This window comes from Paraburkholderia jirisanensis (assembly GCF_054782355.1).
Window position 1 is genome coordinate 578291 of sequence record NZ_BAAGSQ010000021.1, and the last position, 14131, is coordinate 592421.

Annotated in this window: 13 protein-coding genes; 8 read left to right on the top strand and 5 right to left on the bottom strand. The window is 63.3% G+C overall.

Annotation, left to right across the window (positions count from 1 at the left end):
• Together ACYVNQ_RS11745 and ACYVNQ_RS11750 are read right to left on the bottom strand one after the other, a co-directional pair.
• The coding region (locus ACYVNQ_RS11745) for an ATP-binding cassette domain-containing protein (protein WP_460902641.1) at positions 1 to 1104 on the bottom strand (1104 nt) is incomplete at its 3' end.
• A gap of 26 nt (positions 1105 to 1130) precedes the next feature.
• Complete coding sequence (locus tag ACYVNQ_RS11750; protein ID WP_460902642.1) at positions 1131 to 2891, bottom strand: ABC transporter permease; 1761 nt, start codon at positions 2889 to 2891, stop codon at positions 1131 to 1133.
• A gap of 710 nt (positions 2892 to 3601) precedes the next feature.
• Here ACYVNQ_RS11750 and ACYVNQ_RS11755 point away from each other — a divergent pair.
• Both ACYVNQ_RS11755 and ACYVNQ_RS11760 read left to right on the top strand, forming a co-directional pair.
• Positions 3602 to 5281, top strand: a complete 1680-nt coding sequence (locus ACYVNQ_RS11755) for a sensor domain-containing diguanylate cyclase (protein WP_460902643.1) — start codon at positions 3602 to 3604, stop codon at positions 5279 to 5281.
• Positions 5282 to 5576: 295 nt separating this feature from the next.
• The gene (locus ACYVNQ_RS11760; RefSeq protein ID WP_460902644.1) at positions 5577 to 5843 is read left to right on the top strand and encodes a double-stranded DNA-specific endonuclease; all 267 of its coding nucleotides are present in this window, start codon (positions 5577 to 5579) and stop codon (positions 5841 to 5843) included.
• 122 nt (positions 5844 to 5965) lie between these two features.
• Here the strand turns inward: ACYVNQ_RS11760 and ACYVNQ_RS11765 are convergent, their stop codons facing one another.
• Both ACYVNQ_RS11765 and ACYVNQ_RS11770 read right to left on the bottom strand, forming a co-directional pair.
• Positions 5966 to 7282 carry an ATP-binding protein gene (locus ACYVNQ_RS11765; protein WP_460902645.1) on the bottom strand — a complete coding sequence of 439 codons (1317 nt, stop codon included), beginning with the start codon at positions 7280 to 7282 and terminating at the stop codon, positions 5966 to 5968.
• Positions 7266 to 7991: a response regulator gene (locus tag ACYVNQ_RS11770; protein WP_460902646.1), complete on the bottom strand. Its 726-nt coding sequence runs from the start codon at positions 7989 to 7991 to the stop codon at positions 7266 to 7268. Before ACYVNQ_RS11770 ends, ACYVNQ_RS11765 begins: the two co-directional genes overlap by 17 nt.
• A gap of 227 nt (positions 7992 to 8218) precedes the next feature.
• Between ACYVNQ_RS11770 and ACYVNQ_RS11775 the strand changes: the two genes are divergently transcribed.
• The 6 genes from ACYVNQ_RS11775 (at position 8219) to ACYVNQ_RS11800 (ending at position 13551) form a co-directional block, all read left to right on the top strand.
• Positions 8219 to 8758: a periplasmic heavy metal sensor gene (locus ACYVNQ_RS11775; RefSeq protein ID WP_460902647.1), complete on the top strand. Its 540-nt coding sequence runs from the start codon at positions 8219 to 8221 to the stop codon at positions 8756 to 8758.
• A 354-nt stretch (positions 8759 to 9112) separates the two neighbouring features.
• The gene (locus ACYVNQ_RS11780; RefSeq protein WP_460902648.1) at positions 9113 to 9334 is read left to right on the top strand and encodes a hypothetical protein; all 222 of its coding nucleotides are present in this window, start codon (positions 9113 to 9115) and stop codon (positions 9332 to 9334) included.
• Positions 9335 to 9587: 253 nt separating this feature from the next.
• Entirely contained in the window at positions 9588 to 10277 is a 690-nt protein-coding gene (locus ACYVNQ_RS11785) for an ABC transporter permease (RefSeq protein WP_460902649.1), read from the top strand.
• A complete protein-coding gene (locus tag ACYVNQ_RS11790) occupies positions 10274 to 10987 on the top strand; it encodes an ABC transporter permease (RefSeq protein ID WP_460902650.1) in 714 nt (237 codons plus the stop codon). The genes ACYVNQ_RS11785 and ACYVNQ_RS11790 overlap by 4 nt, the downstream gene beginning before the upstream one ends.
• Before the next feature lie 40 nt (positions 10988 to 11027).
• Complete coding sequence (locus ACYVNQ_RS11795) at positions 11028 to 11813, top strand: ABC transporter ATP-binding protein (protein WP_460902651.1); 786 nt, start codon at positions 11028 to 11030, stop codon at positions 11811 to 11813.
• A gap of 571 nt (positions 11814 to 12384) precedes the next feature.
• Positions 12385 to 13551, top strand: a complete 1167-nt coding sequence (locus tag ACYVNQ_RS11800; protein ID WP_460902652.1) for a porin — start codon at positions 12385 to 12387, stop codon at positions 13549 to 13551.
• 183 nt (positions 13552 to 13734) lie between these two features.
• Here the strand turns inward: ACYVNQ_RS11800 and glnK are convergent, their stop codons facing one another.
• Entirely contained in the window at positions 13735 to 14073 is a 339-nt protein-coding gene (gene glnK / locus ACYVNQ_RS11805; protein ID WP_061179489.1) for a P-II family nitrogen regulator, read from the bottom strand.
• Positions 14074 to 14131 lie beyond the last annotated feature (58 nt).

Consider the following 14131-nt stretch of genomic DNA (forward strand, 5'->3'; position numbering starts at 1 on the left):
CTTGCGTTCCTGCGTGCCGAACTCGGCGAATACGCGCGCCGGCGGCGTCAGGAAAATATCGCCCTCGCGCACATCCGCGAAACCGAGATTCTGCAGCACTTCCGCGATCGGAAACAGATCGTCCACTTCCAGATGCAGCGAACGCGCGATCTCCGGCATGTCCGCGCGGCCGTGATACGGCGCGGCCGCCAGCGTCTCGATCAGACCCGCCATCAGGTTGGTCGACACGTGCGGCAGCCAGCTGTGCAGCTCGAGCCCCTTCTTGGTGGCCTCGCCAGTCTGGCGCGCGGTCATCTTCGCGTAGATGTCGTCCACCAGACGCCGGAACGCCGGGTCCAGACGGTTGCGCGGATGGTTGAACGGCACCTTGATCTCGGCGATCACGCGGCCCGGGTTCGACGACAGCACGAGGATCCGGTCGCACATGAACACCGCTTCCTCGATGTTGTGCGTGACGATCAGCACCGACTTGATCGGCATGCGGCCCTGCGTCCACAGATCCAGCAGATCGGTACGCAACGTCTCGGCGGTCAGCACGTCGAGCGCGGAGAACGGCTCGTCCATCAGCAGCAGCGTCGGGTCGACCACCAGCGCGCGCGCAAAACCCACGCGCTGTCGCATGCCGCCCGACAGTTCGCGCGGATACGCGTTCTCGAAGCCGTCCAGACCGATCAGGTCGATTGCCGCGAGCGCACGCTCACGCCGCTCGCGGGCCGGCACGCCCTGCGCCTCGAGCCCGGCCTCGACGTTTTGCAGCACCGTGAGCCACGGAAACAGCGCGAAGGTCTGGAACACCATCGCGACACCGCGGGCGGGCCCATTCAGCGGCTTGCCCATGTAGGTGACTTCGCCATCGGTCGGCTCGATCAGCCCGGCGATGATCCGCAATAGCGTCGACTTGCCCGAGCCCGAGCGGCCGAGCAGGCCGACGATCTCGCCCTCGCGCAGCGACAGGTTTGCATCGTCGAGCACGAGCAGTTCGCCCTGCGTCTTGTTGAATCCACGGCAGACGTCCTTCACGCGCAGGATTTCTTCGCCGAGGCGCGGCGGCATCGGCGGGACCTGCGGCGCTTGAGCGGCGCCGGCGGCTTTAGGATTTTGCATCGCGTTTTGCCTTCAGTTGCTGAACCTCAATCGAGCCGCAGACGAGCCTCGGCATACGCATACAGCGGACGCCACAGCAGCCGGTTGAACAGGGAGACGAACAGGGACATCACGGCGATGCCCAGGATGATTTTCGGATAATCGCCCGCTGCGGTGTTCTGCGCGATGTACGCGCCCAGCCCGTGCGCGACCACATGCGTCTGCCCCCACTGCACGGCTTCGGCGACGATGCTCGCGTTCCACGCGCCGCCCGACGCGGTGATCGCGCCGGTGATGTAGTACGGGAACACGCCCGGCAGGATCGCCTGCTTCCACCACTGCCAGCCGCGGATATGAAAATTGGCCGCAGCTTCCTTGTAATCGTTCGGATAGGCGCTCGCGCCGGCAATCACGTTGAACAGGATATACCACTGCGTGCCGAGCACGATCAGCGGCGACAGCCAGATATCCGGGTTCAGGTTGAAGCGCACGATCACGATCACGAATACCGGGAACAGCAGGTTCGCCGGGAACGCCGCGAGAAACTGCGCGAGCGGCTGGATCTTTTCGGCCAGCGCCGGGCGCATGCCGATCAGCACGCCCAGCGGTACCCAGATCACCGACGCGATCGCGATCAGCAGGATCACGCGCAGCAGCGTCAGCAGGCCCATCAGGAACACGTGGCCGACCTCGTCGAGCGTGACGCCGGTGCGCACGTAGGAGATCACGCGATACAGCACGAACACGGTGGTCGCGAGCACGACGACCGCCCAGACGATATCGCCGATGCGCCGCGTAGCCGCGCTTTGCGGCGCGGCGAGGCGCACCCGCCCGACCGCGGGCAGCCGCAAGCGCAGCGAGATGCGCGCCGTGCGCGCGAAGAACCAGCCGAGCGGCACCAGCAGCTGATGGATCAGCCGCGTACGGCGCACCAGGTCGAGCAGCCACGATTCGGGCGCGTTGCCGGAGCTGGTGTTCTCCATACGGAACTTGTCGGCCCACGCGACCAGCGGACGGAACAGCAACTGGTCGTACGCGAGGATCACGACCGTCATGGTCAGGATCACCCAGCCGATCGCGTGCATGTTCTTGTCGGTAATCGCCTGCGCGAGATACGCGCCGATGCCGGGCAGCGTGATCGAGTGATTGCCGACCGTGATGGCTTCCGATGCGACGACGAAGAACCAGCCGCCCGACATCGACATCATCATGTTCCAGATCAGGCCGGGCATCGAGAACGGTACTTCGAGCTTCCAGAAGCGCTGCCACGACGTCAGGTGAAAGCCGCGCGACACTTCGTCCAGATCGCGCGGCACGGTGCGCAGCGACTGGTAGAAGCTGAACGTCATGTTCCACGCCTGGCTCGTGAAGATCGCGAAAATCGCCGCCAGCTCGGCGCCGAGCACGCGCGAAGGCGCCAGCGCGAGGAAGAACGTGACCGTAAACGAAATGTAGCCAAGCACCGGCACCGACTGCAGGATGTCGAGAATCGGCACCAGCACCGTACCGGCGCGCCGGCTCTTGGCGGCCAGCGTACCGTACACCAGCGTGAACAGCAGCGCCGCGACCATCGCCGCGAGCATGCGCAGCGTCGTGCGCATCGCATACTCGGGCAGGTTGGACGGGTCGAGCGAGATCACCTGGGTCTGCAGCGTCGAGATCGGCGCGAGCGTCTCGTGAAAGCCGATCGCCGCCATCGCGATCACGCAGATGATCAGCGGGAACGCCACGAAGTCCCAACGGTTGGGCAGCACCCGCCAGGCCGATGCATTGGCGGTGCGATTCAGGTTGAAGCTGAACAGATCCATCACGCGTCCCCGCAATTGATGACGACGGCTACCGAAGCGTCGCACGCGCCGCGCTGCGCCGCAGCGAAAGCGGCCGCACGGGCGGGTGGCGCATAACCGTACTGCGCGCACGGCGGGAACTGCGTTGGTCGGTCCGGAAAGCGGATAAGAAGCATGGCAAAACGCAGGTTCGCGGTCATTCGTTTGGCGTTCAAAGACGCGTCGAGGCCGCACACCGGAGGCACAACGCTTGCGCTGCGTGCTCCGCGTGCGCGGCTCGACGGCTGCCGCTGGCGCCGCCGGTCAAGGCTAGCGAGCTTTCCCTATTTTGGACGGCACGACAGTACTACAACCTGCATGACAGGCACAACCATTGACAGATACCTGTGTGCAGCGCAGCGTGCCGCGCGCCGTCAAACCGTCGCGTGCAAGCCACAGCGGCACGCGACGCAGGCGGGCCGGCCGGTCGCAGACGCGGATGACAAGCTCGCTGCAGTCGCGTTGCGCGCGGCTGTCAAGCATCGTGCCGCGTGCGCGCGGTGCAAATAACGGACTAGCGCGGCGCCGCGCCGCGGTTAAAATCGTGATGCGGCGCGGCCTCGGATCCTTATACCGTCGGAGCCCGCCGCACGGCGCTTCGCGAAGCAAGCGATGCGGTGCCGGCGCAGCGTAGATGCATCACCATCGCATGACCTTTGTCTCATCTAACAGTCAGACAGATCAGAGGGTCGATGAAACGGACTATCTTGCGCGAGGCACTCGGGCCGGCCAGTTTCATACTGGTCGCGCTGGCGTGCTGGTTCGCCTCCGGGGTTGTCGCGGACCGGATGGTACAGCAAGAACTCGACGGCGCGCTGCGGCAGCAGCGCCAGATGTCCACCTCGATCGTCTACAACATGGCCGAAGTGATCGCGAGCGACCTCGCGATGTCGCGCGCGATTCCGGCGACCATGGCCGAACTGCAGGTCGTCCAGCGCGCGCTGGCGCAAGCCGGCAACTATATGGCGCCCGGCCCCGACGCGCAGCCCGCGCACCGCGACGAACTGCTGAAAACGCCGCAACTCGCCTCGGTCAACCGGTTTCTGCACGACGCACAGGGCTTTTCCGGGCTCGACATCATCTGGCTCGTCAACGCGAACGGACTGTGCGTAGCCGCCAGCAACGCGGAAAGTACGCAATCGTTTATCGGCCTCGACATGCGCGCGCGCCGCTACCTGACCAACGCACTGCTCGGCGCGTTCGGCGAGGCGTATGGCGTGGGCCGCCAGAGCGGCGAGCCGGGCATCTTCATCTCGGCGCCGGTGTACGACGATGGGCTGCTGGTCGGCGCGATCGTCGCGAAGGTCGGCATTGCGCGGCTGCGCCACTGGGTCGCGCATGCGGGCACCTTCGTCACCGACGACAACGGCGTGATCATCATGGCGCACAACGCAACGCTCGAAGGCGAAGCCATGCCGAACTCGCGCGTCACACAGATGAGCGCGGCCGAACGGATGAACACTTACCATCGTGAGGTGTTCCCGGCGGTGCAGATCCAGCCGGTTTCGGCACAGGTGCGGCGCGAGATGAAGTGGATGCCCGACGAGATCGCCGCGCAACTGTTCGACATGCCGGGCCAGACCATCCCGACGCTGTACCAGACGCGCGGCGGGCTGAACTCGGGGCTCGCCGCGCATCTGGTGGATCCGCTCGGCGCGTGGAACGAGCTGGTGCGCAATCACCGGCGCGACCATCTGCTGGTGTTTTTGACGCTGGCCGGCACCGTATCGCTTGCCTGGGTGATCACCGTGTCGTATCTGCGCGAGCGGCGCCACCATCGCGCCACCCGCGATCTCGCCGACCAGCTGCAGGCAGCCAACACGCTGCTGTCCGCCGAGGCGCGGCACGATGCGCTGACCGGCGCGCTATCGCGCCGCTACTTTCTCGATTTACTGCGCCATGAGATCGACCGCGCGCATGCGACCGGCGAACCGCTGTGCATGGCGATCGCCGATCTCGACCACTTCAAGCAGATCAACGATTGCTACGGCCACTCGGCCGGCGACCGCGCGCTCGAGCACTTCGTCGAGACCTGCCGCAGCGAGCTGCGCGGCAACGATGCGATCGGGCGTCTGGGCGGCGAGGAGTTCGGCATCCTGCTGCCCACCACGTCGCTCAACGCCGGGCTTGAAGTAGTCGAACGGCTGCGGGTCGGCCTGAAGGCGATGCCGTGCGCCAAGCTGCCGGCAAGCGCCGGATTGAGCGTGAGCATCGGGATTACCGAGTTGTCGCAGGAAGATTTGCCCGAGCGCATCATCAGCCGCGCGGACGCCGCGCTGTATGCGGCGAAGACGGGCGGACGCGACCGCAGCGCAGCGGTGCCGCCCGACGATACCGCGCCGCCCGCGCGCGCGCCGGCCAACGCGTATTAGCGGCGGCGGCGCGTATTAGCGGCTGCGGCGCGTTGGCCGCGCATCGGGCCGCCGCGCGTTGACCACGCGCATTGCCAAGCATTGGCCGCGCATTGGCCACGCATTGGTCACATCGTCGCGCCCATCATCAAGTCGCGGTAAAGCCACCCCGGCCTACCCCACAGGCGACCCGGGCCACGCCAGGCCACCTCCGGCCGCTAAGCGCTACAACGCACCTTCGCTATCGCGAGTCACGCGGTATCATCGGCCAATGAATTCCGTCCGAAGATAGCAACCGCCTTACCGGGAGATTTGCATGAAGGGAAATCTGGTGATCGTCTGCCGCGATCAGGATGCTCACGCGTTCGACCATCTACTCGCCGAGTATGGCGCTTTTCAGACGCGGCTTTCATCGACCGCGTGGTATCTCAAGCTAGACGTCGCGCCTGAGACGATTCAGGAAGAAATCTTGACGCGTCTTGGCAAGTACACGACGCACTACATCTTCGAAGCCGAAACCGTGACGTGGAATACCGTCGATAGCGACGCCGCGACGGCCCTCAATACGTTGTTCGCCGAGTAGTCCCGGCGTCATTGCGGCTGCGGTGCGCAAGGTGCGCGCCGCGCGCCGCGGCTGGCCAAACAAGCCAGCAATCACCTTGCTCATCGCACGCCGCGCCGCGCGTTCACCCTACCCCCGCCCGATCACCACACGCTTTCCGATGCCGACACCTTGTGCGTCGCCGTCATCAGCGGGAACGTCATCAGCACGCGCAGCCCACGGCCGCCGTGATTGCCGATTTCCCAGTTGCCGCCCGCGCGCCGCACCAGCCGCTCGACGATCGCCAGCCCAAGCCCGCTATGACCGTTGCCGCCGCGTGCCGGATCGAGCCGCACGAACGGCCGCGCCGCATTGATCAGGTCTTGCGCGGCAATGCCGCTACCGTTGTCGCTGATTGCGAGCGTATAGCCGTCCGGCATGCGCGCGGTGGCCACGACGATCGGCGGCGCGCCATACGCCTGCGCGTTATCCAGCAGATTCGACAGGATACGGTCGAGTGTCGCAGCCGGCAGCATGAAACCCGGCCCCGCCTTCAGATCGATCTGCACGCCGTACGAGTCCGGCGAAACCGCGCGGTAGTTGCGCACCACCCGCTCGCATTGGGCATCCACTTCGACCGGCTCGCTGCGATCGCCGCCGTCGTGCGCAAACACCAGAAACTGGTCGACGATATGCGTCATCGAATCGACGTCGCGCACCACGCCGTCGCGCATCTTCGGTTCTTCCATCATTTCGGCACGCAGCCGCAAGCGCGCGAGCGGGGTTTTCAGATCGTGCGCGACACCCGCCAGCATCACCGCGCGGTCGTGCTCGGTACGCGCCACTTCCTGAACCATCTGGTTAAAGCCATGCGTCAACTGCCGCAGTTCGCGCGGGCCGCGCTCGCGCACCGGCGGCACCGGCAAGCCGCGCCCGAAGCGCGTGACCGCTTGCGCCAGCGAGCGCAGCGGCTGCTGCAATTGCCACGCGGCAAACAGCGCCGCCATCACCGCGGTCGAGAAGATGATGCCGAGCCATAGCGCCATCCGGTCCAGCGAGCGCGGCGGCCGCAGCGGCTGCACCGGCACCACGATCCAGTTCGAGTCGCGCGCGGCGCGCACCCACAGCGTCGGCGGCTTGCCCGGCGGGCTGAGGCGCACCTGGGTGGAGGTTGGCATGCGGTCGCGGACGTCGTCGAGAAACCGCCCGAGCGGCACCGGCAGATCGGTGTTTTCCGGCGGCACTTCGCGGCTCAGCGGATCGACCAGCTTGACGCGCGACGGCAGCGGCTGGTCGGGCGTGTGCTCGACGTGCTGGCGCACCGCTTCGACAAGAAACGCGGCCTCTTCGACCGCGTAACGGGTTTGCGATTGATTGCGTTCGAGACGGATCAGCGCATACCACGCGAAGTGCGAGATCAGCAGCACCCCAACGACGAGCAGCGCGAGCCTGCCGAACAGCGAATCAATTGGGCGTCGCATGTTGCTCGCCGTCCGGAACGAACACATAGCCGCGCCCACGCACCGTCTGAATAAAACGCGGCACCGACGGATCGGTTTCGAGGATGCGGCGCAGGCGCCACACCTGCACGTCGATGCCACGGTCGGTGCCGTCGTATTCGGGCCCGTGCAGCAACTCGAGCAGACGTTCGCGGGTCAGCGTGCGCATCGGGTTATTGACGAAAATCTTGAGCAGCGCGAATTCGCTGCCGGACAGCGTGATCGGCCGGCCTTCCTGGCTCAACGTGCGCGACTGGAAATCCAGCGTGAAGCGGCCGAACGAAAACGGCTCGCGCTGCTCGGGCGCGGCTGCCGAAGGCAGCGTGCGGCGCCGCCGCAACACCGCCTGCACACGCGCCAGCAGTTCGCGCGGATTGAACGGCTTGCCGAGATAGTCGTCGGCGCCGAGCTCGAGACCGACAATGCGGTCCACATCGTCGGCGCGGGCGGTCAGCATGATCACCGGGATATCGTCGCCGGACGCGCGCAGCTTGCGCAACGCGGTCAAGCCGTCGACGCCGGGCATCATCAGATCGAGCACGATCAGATCCGGACGCTCTCGCTCGAGGCGGCGCTCGAGCGAGCCCGCGTCGTGCAGCACCGACACTTCGATGCCCTGGCGAGCCAGATAGTCGCGCAACAGATCGCGCAGTTCGACGTCGTCATCGACGACCAGAATTTGAGTAGCCATGGGACGAAGTTTAACGCGCGCCCCCCCGGGTATTCGACCCACCTGGCCCCCAAAAGGGTTACGGGGTGTTACCACGAAAGGCGCAAGTAATGTGACGTAACAGCCCGCATTAGCCGCGTAACACGACGTACCGCGAGCCCCTCTACGCTGTGGGTTACCGAATACGGACCGCTCACGTCGTGACGGCCGCTGGTCGGATTAGACGATAGTCACTTGGGAGCACTTCAATGTCCAACAAAACTTCTCGCATTCTCGCCGTTGCGGCGGCCTCGCTTTCCATCGGTATCGGCGCCGCATTCGCGGCCCAGCCTTCGGGTCAACCCGGTATGGGTCATGGCGGCCCTGGCGGCTGGCACCACAACTTCATGGAGCAGATCAACAAGCTGCACGGCCAGTTGAATCTGAATGCGGAGCAGGAAAAGCTGTGGCAAACCGCACTCACGACGATGAAGCAGAACCGTGAAGCGATGCGCGCCAATCACAAGCAGATGCGCGAGCAGTTCAAGTCGATGCAGCAGCAACCGATTCTCGATCTGAACGCGATGCACGACGCGCATCAAAAGGCCGAACAGCAATCGCAGCAATTGCACGAACAGACTTCGGCAGCGTGGCTGAACTTCTATAACAGCCTGAACGACCAGCAGAAGACCACCGTCAGCACCGCGATCAAGCAGCACTTCGCGAAGATGGAACAGCGCCACGAGAAGATGCGCGAGCATTGGCAGCACCGCCACGGCGACGCCGCGGCCTCCGCTGCCAAGCCGTAGACGCGAGCGACGCGGCGAGCGACGAGCCGCGCGCGCCGCCGCCCGGTCACGATCGACGCCATGCAGCGCTACCGCGCTGCATGGCGTTTTTTAATGGCGCTTCTTTTTGAGCAAGCGGTCTATACAGCATTTTTACGGCTGCAGGCCGCTAGCGCCACCGTGCGCTTCGGGTAAAATACCGCCCTTTTGCGTGACCCGCCGTCACGAAAGCCGGCTACTGCGCTAGCGCACTGTTATGAAGCAGCGCATTTTTGGCCGCCTAGAATAGCGGCGGCCGGCACTACGCATTGCGTCACACATACTGGGCAACAACGAATAGGGCCGATCCGCGATGATCGGCCACACAGGAGAAACATGAAGAAGCTCGCATTGTGCGTGGCACTGGCAGCCATCGCGACGTGCGCGATCGCGAACGAACGCACGACGTCTGGCGACGCTCGCGCGAATCGCGCACAAAATCGCGGCGCCGAACTGAAAACGATGCTCGACAAGGCGCTGGCGAACGTTCGCGACGACGGTTCCGCGACACAATCCGGCAAACGGTACTTCGACTTCGACCGCCAGCTGGCCCGCTAAACCCAGCAAACCCAGGCAGCCGGCCGATCGGGCCACTGACCAGATCACCGCTTGGGGCAGGCCCGGATGGGCCATCAGACGGGCCTCGTAATACAGTCGGAAAAAGCGCTGCAGGCCAGCAATGGCCGGCAGTCATGAATTGCACAGCGGCGCGTCGCGCACGACATGGGCAGGCAAACAGCTTCCGCCACCCATGCCGCGCAGGCAGGCCGCGTCTTTCGCGGCGCGCGAACCGCGCCGTCAAGGACCCACCATGTTTCTGCAAGGCTACGGCCCGATTATCCTGTTGGGCACGTTCCAGACGATCAAGCTGGCGCTGCTGTCGCTAGCCTTCGCCTTTGTGCTCGGCCTCCTTGGCGCGGCGGCAAAGCTATCCAAGAACCGGCTGACGTACGGCGTCGGCGCGGTCTACACGACGCTGATCCGCGGCGTGCCCGACCTGGTGCTGATGCTGCTGCTGTTCTACAGCATCCAGATCTGGCTGAACAACCTGACCGACCTGCTCGGCTGGGACCAGATCGACATCGACCCGTTCGTGGCCGGCGTCGCGGTGCTCGGTTTCATCTACGGCGCGTATTTCACCGAAACCTTCCGCGGCGCGTTTCTGTCGGTGCCGCGCGGCCAGCTCGAAGCCGGCGCCGCGTACGGCCTGTCCGGCTGGCAGGTGTTCTCGCGCATCATGTTCCCGCAAATGATGCGTTTCGCATTGCCCGGCATCGGCAACAACTGGCAGGTGATGGTGAAGGCCACTGCGCTGGTGTCGATCATCGGCCTCGCCGACGTCGTGAAGGCCTCGCAGGATGCCGGCAAGGGCACGTTGCGGTTCTTCTTCTTTACGCTACTGGCGGGCGCAATCTATCTGGCCATTACCACGGTGTCGAACTTCGTCCTGATGTACCTCGAAAAGCGCTACTCGAGCGGCGTACGCAAGGCGGAACTATGATCGAACTGATCCAGCAATTCTGGCGCAACTATCTATACACCGACGGCTATCGCTTCACCGGCGTGGCGATCACGCTGTGGCTGCTGGTGGTGTCGATCGGTCTGGGCTTCTGCCTGTCGGTGCCGCTTGCGGTGGCGCGGGTGTCGAAAAAGAAATGGCTCTCCACGCTGGTGTGGCTCTACACCTACGTGTTCCGCGGCACCCCGTTGTACGTGCAACTGCTGCTCTGCTACACGGGCCTGTACAGCCTCGAAATCATCCGCTCGCACGAACTGACCAACGCGTTCTTCCGCGACGGCATGCACTGCACGCTGCTCGCGTTTACGCTGAACACCTGTGCGTACACCACCGAGATTTTCGCCGGTGCAATCAAGGCGACGCCGTACGGCGAGATCGAAGCGGCACGCGCGTACGGCATGTCGCAGTTCACGCTGTACCGTCGCGTGATCCTGCCGTCCGCGTTGCGCCGCGCGTTGCCGTACTACAGCAACGAAGTGATCCTGATGCTGCATGCGACCACCGTCGCATTCACGGCCACCGTGCCGGACATTCTGAAGATCGCCCGCGACGCCAACTCGGCCACCTATAAGTCTTTCGATGCGTTCGGCATCGCCGCCCTGCTCTATCTATGTATTTCTTTCGCGCTCGTCTGGCTGTTCCGCCGCGCCGAGCGCCGCTGGCTCGCGTATCTGCGCCCACAAGGCAAATAAGCACCGCAAACAAGAACGCGACCGGCTCCCAAGGATTTAGATGAACTCCCAGCACCAGCACCCCATGCTCTTCGTCGACAACCTGCACAAGCAATACGGCGACAACGAAGTCCTCAAAGGCGTTTCGCTGAAAGCGAAACGTGGCGATGTGATCAGCGTGATCGGCTCATCGGGCTCGGGCAAGAGCACGATGCTCCGCTGCATCAATTTTCTCGAACAGCCGAATGCGGGCCGCATTTTCGTCGACGGCGAAGAAGTGCGTACAGCGAAAGACAAGTCCGGCGCGCTGCGCGTGTCCGACCACAAGCAGTTGCAGCGCATGCGTACGCGCCTGTCGATGGTGTTCCAGCACTTCAACCTGTGGACGCATATGACGGTGCTGGAAAACGTCATCGAAGCGCCGCGCCACGTATTAGGGTTATCGCGTAGCGAAGCGGAAGACCGCGCGCGCACGTACCTGGAGAAAGTGGGCCTCGCGCCACGCGTCGAGAAGCAATACCCATCGCATCTATCAGGCGGCCAGCAGCAACGCGTCGCGATCGCTCGCGCGCTGACCATGCACCCGGACGTGATGTTGTTCGACGAACCCACCTCCGCGCTCGACCCGGAACTGGTCGGCGAAGTGCTGAAGGTGATGCAGACGCTCGCCGAAGAAGGCCGCACGATGATCGTCGTCACACATGAAATGGCGTTCGCGCGCAACGTGTCGAACCACGTGATGTTCTTGCATCAAGGGCGCGTCGAAGAAGAAGGTCACCCAACCGAAGTGTTCAGCAATACAAAGAGCGAACGCCTTAAGCAGTTTCTGTCCGGCAGCCTTAAATGAGTCGCTGACGCAGTAGTAAAAGTAGTTTTACAAGGCGCTTACGCGCCTTTTTTATTGCCGCTTTCGCCCGCCTGGCCGGCCTGACAAAGGTTCGGCATCCCAACATATGCACTCGGCCCACACCTTTTGGGCTTACTCCCGACGATTTCGATCGTCAATAGTGGCAATCCTTGACCCACCCCATCCCAAACCCTGAAACCTTTATCCGGTAAGGCTTTGAGGGCCGTTTTCGGCGTTTTTCCAGAGCCGTTGCACATATCCGTATTGCAATTTAGAGACATCTCTACCGCGGCCCACTAATTTATTCGCCCACTGCAGGGTATTTTTGCTAAATTAGTAACCAAAGTAGCAAAACAAAGTTCATTAAAAGTAGTTTCACTTCAAAACAACTAGGAGATACCGGTCGGCGAGGATCGGGAAGACGATCAGACAGCCTTAAGGCTGCGCGTCTGGAGGGCACCGATCAATCCGAGTATCTCCCGAGAAACATACCGTTTCCTGTCCGGCGCTGCTGGCGTCCGGATACCACTCGCAGTACTGGTTATTTTTTTGACAGGGTATGGAGGAGAAGATGAAGAAAGCTTTGCTCGCCGCATCGCTACTGACCGTCGGCGTTGCTGCGCACGCACAAAGCAGCGTGACGCTGTACGGGCGTCTGGACGCTGGCCTCGAAGCCATGTGGGGCGTGCCGACTGGCACGGGCGCACAAGGTCAGGCAACCAGCAGCACCCACCGTTTCAAGGCAGAAAGCGGTGACTGGGGTACCAGCCTGTGGGGTATGAAGGGCGTTGAAGACCTCGGTGGCGGCTACAAGGCCGTATTCCAGTTGGAAGGCTCCTTCAACACGATGAATGGCCAGGGCCCCGGCGGCGGTGGTCTCTTCAATCGTTGGGCAACGGTCGGTGTCGCCACCGACCAGTACGGTACCCTGCTGTTGGGCCGTGAGCTCTTCATCGCCAACGGCGTGTGGGACTTCGATCCGTTCGGTCAATCGAACTGGTCGTCGGCGTCGCTGGTTCGTGGCCGCAACTGGCCGCAATCGAGCAACAACATTTCGTACCAGTCGCCGAAGATCGCGGGCTTTGACTTCTACGGTCAATACGCGCTGTCGAACGCAACCGGCTGGAACGGTAACGGTACGACGCCGCAAGGCCGTGAAGGTGGCGCACAGGTCACCTATACGTCTTCGCTGTTCCAGGTCCGTGCGCTGTACGACGAAATCCGCAACCCGTCCAACGGTGGCCTCGGCGGCAACTACATCGCGACCGACGGCAGCGGCAGTCTCGGCGGCAACGGCAACGGCAATGGCGTGTATGCGTATTCGCGTGAATACACGGCAGCTGTGAACGTGTTCCTCGGCCAGTTCAAGATTCAGGGCGTGTACCAGGCGATCCGCTCGTCGGGTATCACCGGCGCACTGCCGGGCCAGCCGACCACGCTCGACCACGAATGGGGCGGTGTGACGTGGCAAGCCACGCCGGCTGCTGCACTGATCGCGGCGGTGTACCACGTGAACGGCAACAACGGCGCGGGCAATGCGACGATCTACACGGTCGGCGGTTCGTACAACCTGTCCAAGCGCACGCTGCTCGACCTGCAGGTCGCGACCGTGCAGAACAGCAAGACGGCTAACTACGGCCTGAATGCCAACAACTTCGGCAATGCGACGTCGACGGACAACCCGTTGGTCGGCCATAGCCAGTCGGGCGTGTACGCAGGTATCCAGCACTCGTTCTAAGCGAACCTTGCTGATACAACCGACTAGAGAACAGCTTTAAAGAATCGATTTCACGCTGCTGCGAGAGGCGCGTATCGGTGCGATGTCCGAAAGGGTATCGCACCGTTTTTTATTTCCGGCTTTGTTTTATCCGGCGGGTTGCCACATCGTTGCAGATGCGGCGTGAAGCTGCAATCGGCGCAATCAGACTGCCGCTTCGTTTTCTTCGCCGGTACGGATGCGGATCACACGCTCGACATCCGCGACAAAGATCTTGCCATCGCCGATCTTGCCGGTGCGCGCCGCGCCGATAATTGCGTCGATCACCTGATCGGTCTGGTCGTTAGCGACGACCACTTCGATCTTCACCTTCGGCAGAAAGTCGACCACATACTCGGCGCCGCGATACAGTTCGGTGTGCCCCTTCTGCCGGCCAAAGCCCTTGACCTCGGTAACGGTCAGCCCCGTCAGACCCACTTCTGCGAGCGCCTCGCGCACTTCGTCGAGCTTGAACGGTTTGATGACTGCGGTGATGCGTTTCATGGCGAGCCTCTTGGGGGTTCGAAAACGATAAAGTTGATGTAAGTCTTTTGATTCTACG

What these genes read in the sequence shown, in the direction of transcription:
- ACYVNQ_RS11750 (WP_460902642.1), bottom strand. Translation starts at nt 2,891, where the DNA reads ATGGATCTGTTCAGCTTCAACCTGAATCGCACCGCCAATGCATCGGCC.
- ACYVNQ_RS11755 (WP_460902643.1), top strand. Translation starts at nt 3,602, where the DNA reads ATGAAACGGACTATCTTGCGCGAGGCACTCGGGCCGGCCAGTTTCATA.
- ACYVNQ_RS11760 (WP_460902644.1), top strand. Translation starts at nt 5,577, where the DNA reads ATGAAGGGAAATCTGGTGATCGTCTGCCGCGATCAGGATGCTCACGCG.
- ACYVNQ_RS11765 (WP_460902645.1), bottom strand. Translation starts at nt 7,282, where the DNA reads ATGCGACGCCCAATTGATTCGCTGTTCGGCAGGCTCGCGCTGCTCGTC.
- ACYVNQ_RS11770 (WP_460902646.1), bottom strand. Translation starts at nt 7,991, where the DNA reads ATGGCTACTCAAATTCTGGTCGTCGATGACGACGTCGAACTGCGCGAT.
- ACYVNQ_RS11775 (WP_460902647.1), top strand. Translation starts at nt 8,219, where the DNA reads ATGTCCAACAAAACTTCTCGCATTCTCGCCGTTGCGGCGGCCTCGCTT.
- ACYVNQ_RS11780 (WP_460902648.1), top strand. Translation starts at nt 9,113, where the DNA reads ATGAAGAAGCTCGCATTGTGCGTGGCACTGGCAGCCATCGCGACGTGC.
- ACYVNQ_RS11785 (WP_460902649.1), top strand. Translation starts at nt 9,588, where the DNA reads ATGTTTCTGCAAGGCTACGGCCCGATTATCCTGTTGGGCACGTTCCAG.
- ACYVNQ_RS11790 (WP_460902650.1), top strand. Translation starts at nt 10,274, where the DNA reads ATGATCGAACTGATCCAGCAATTCTGGCGCAACTATCTATACACCGAC.
- ACYVNQ_RS11795 (WP_460902651.1), top strand. Translation starts at nt 11,028, where the DNA reads ATGAACTCCCAGCACCAGCACCCCATGCTCTTCGTCGACAACCTGCAC.
- ACYVNQ_RS11800 (WP_460902652.1), top strand. Translation starts at nt 12,385, where the DNA reads ATGAAGAAAGCTTTGCTCGCCGCATCGCTACTGACCGTCGGCGTTGCT.
- glnK (WP_061179489.1), bottom strand. Translation starts at nt 14,073, where the DNA reads ATGAAACGCATCACCGCAGTCATCAAACCGTTCAAGCTCGACGAAGTG.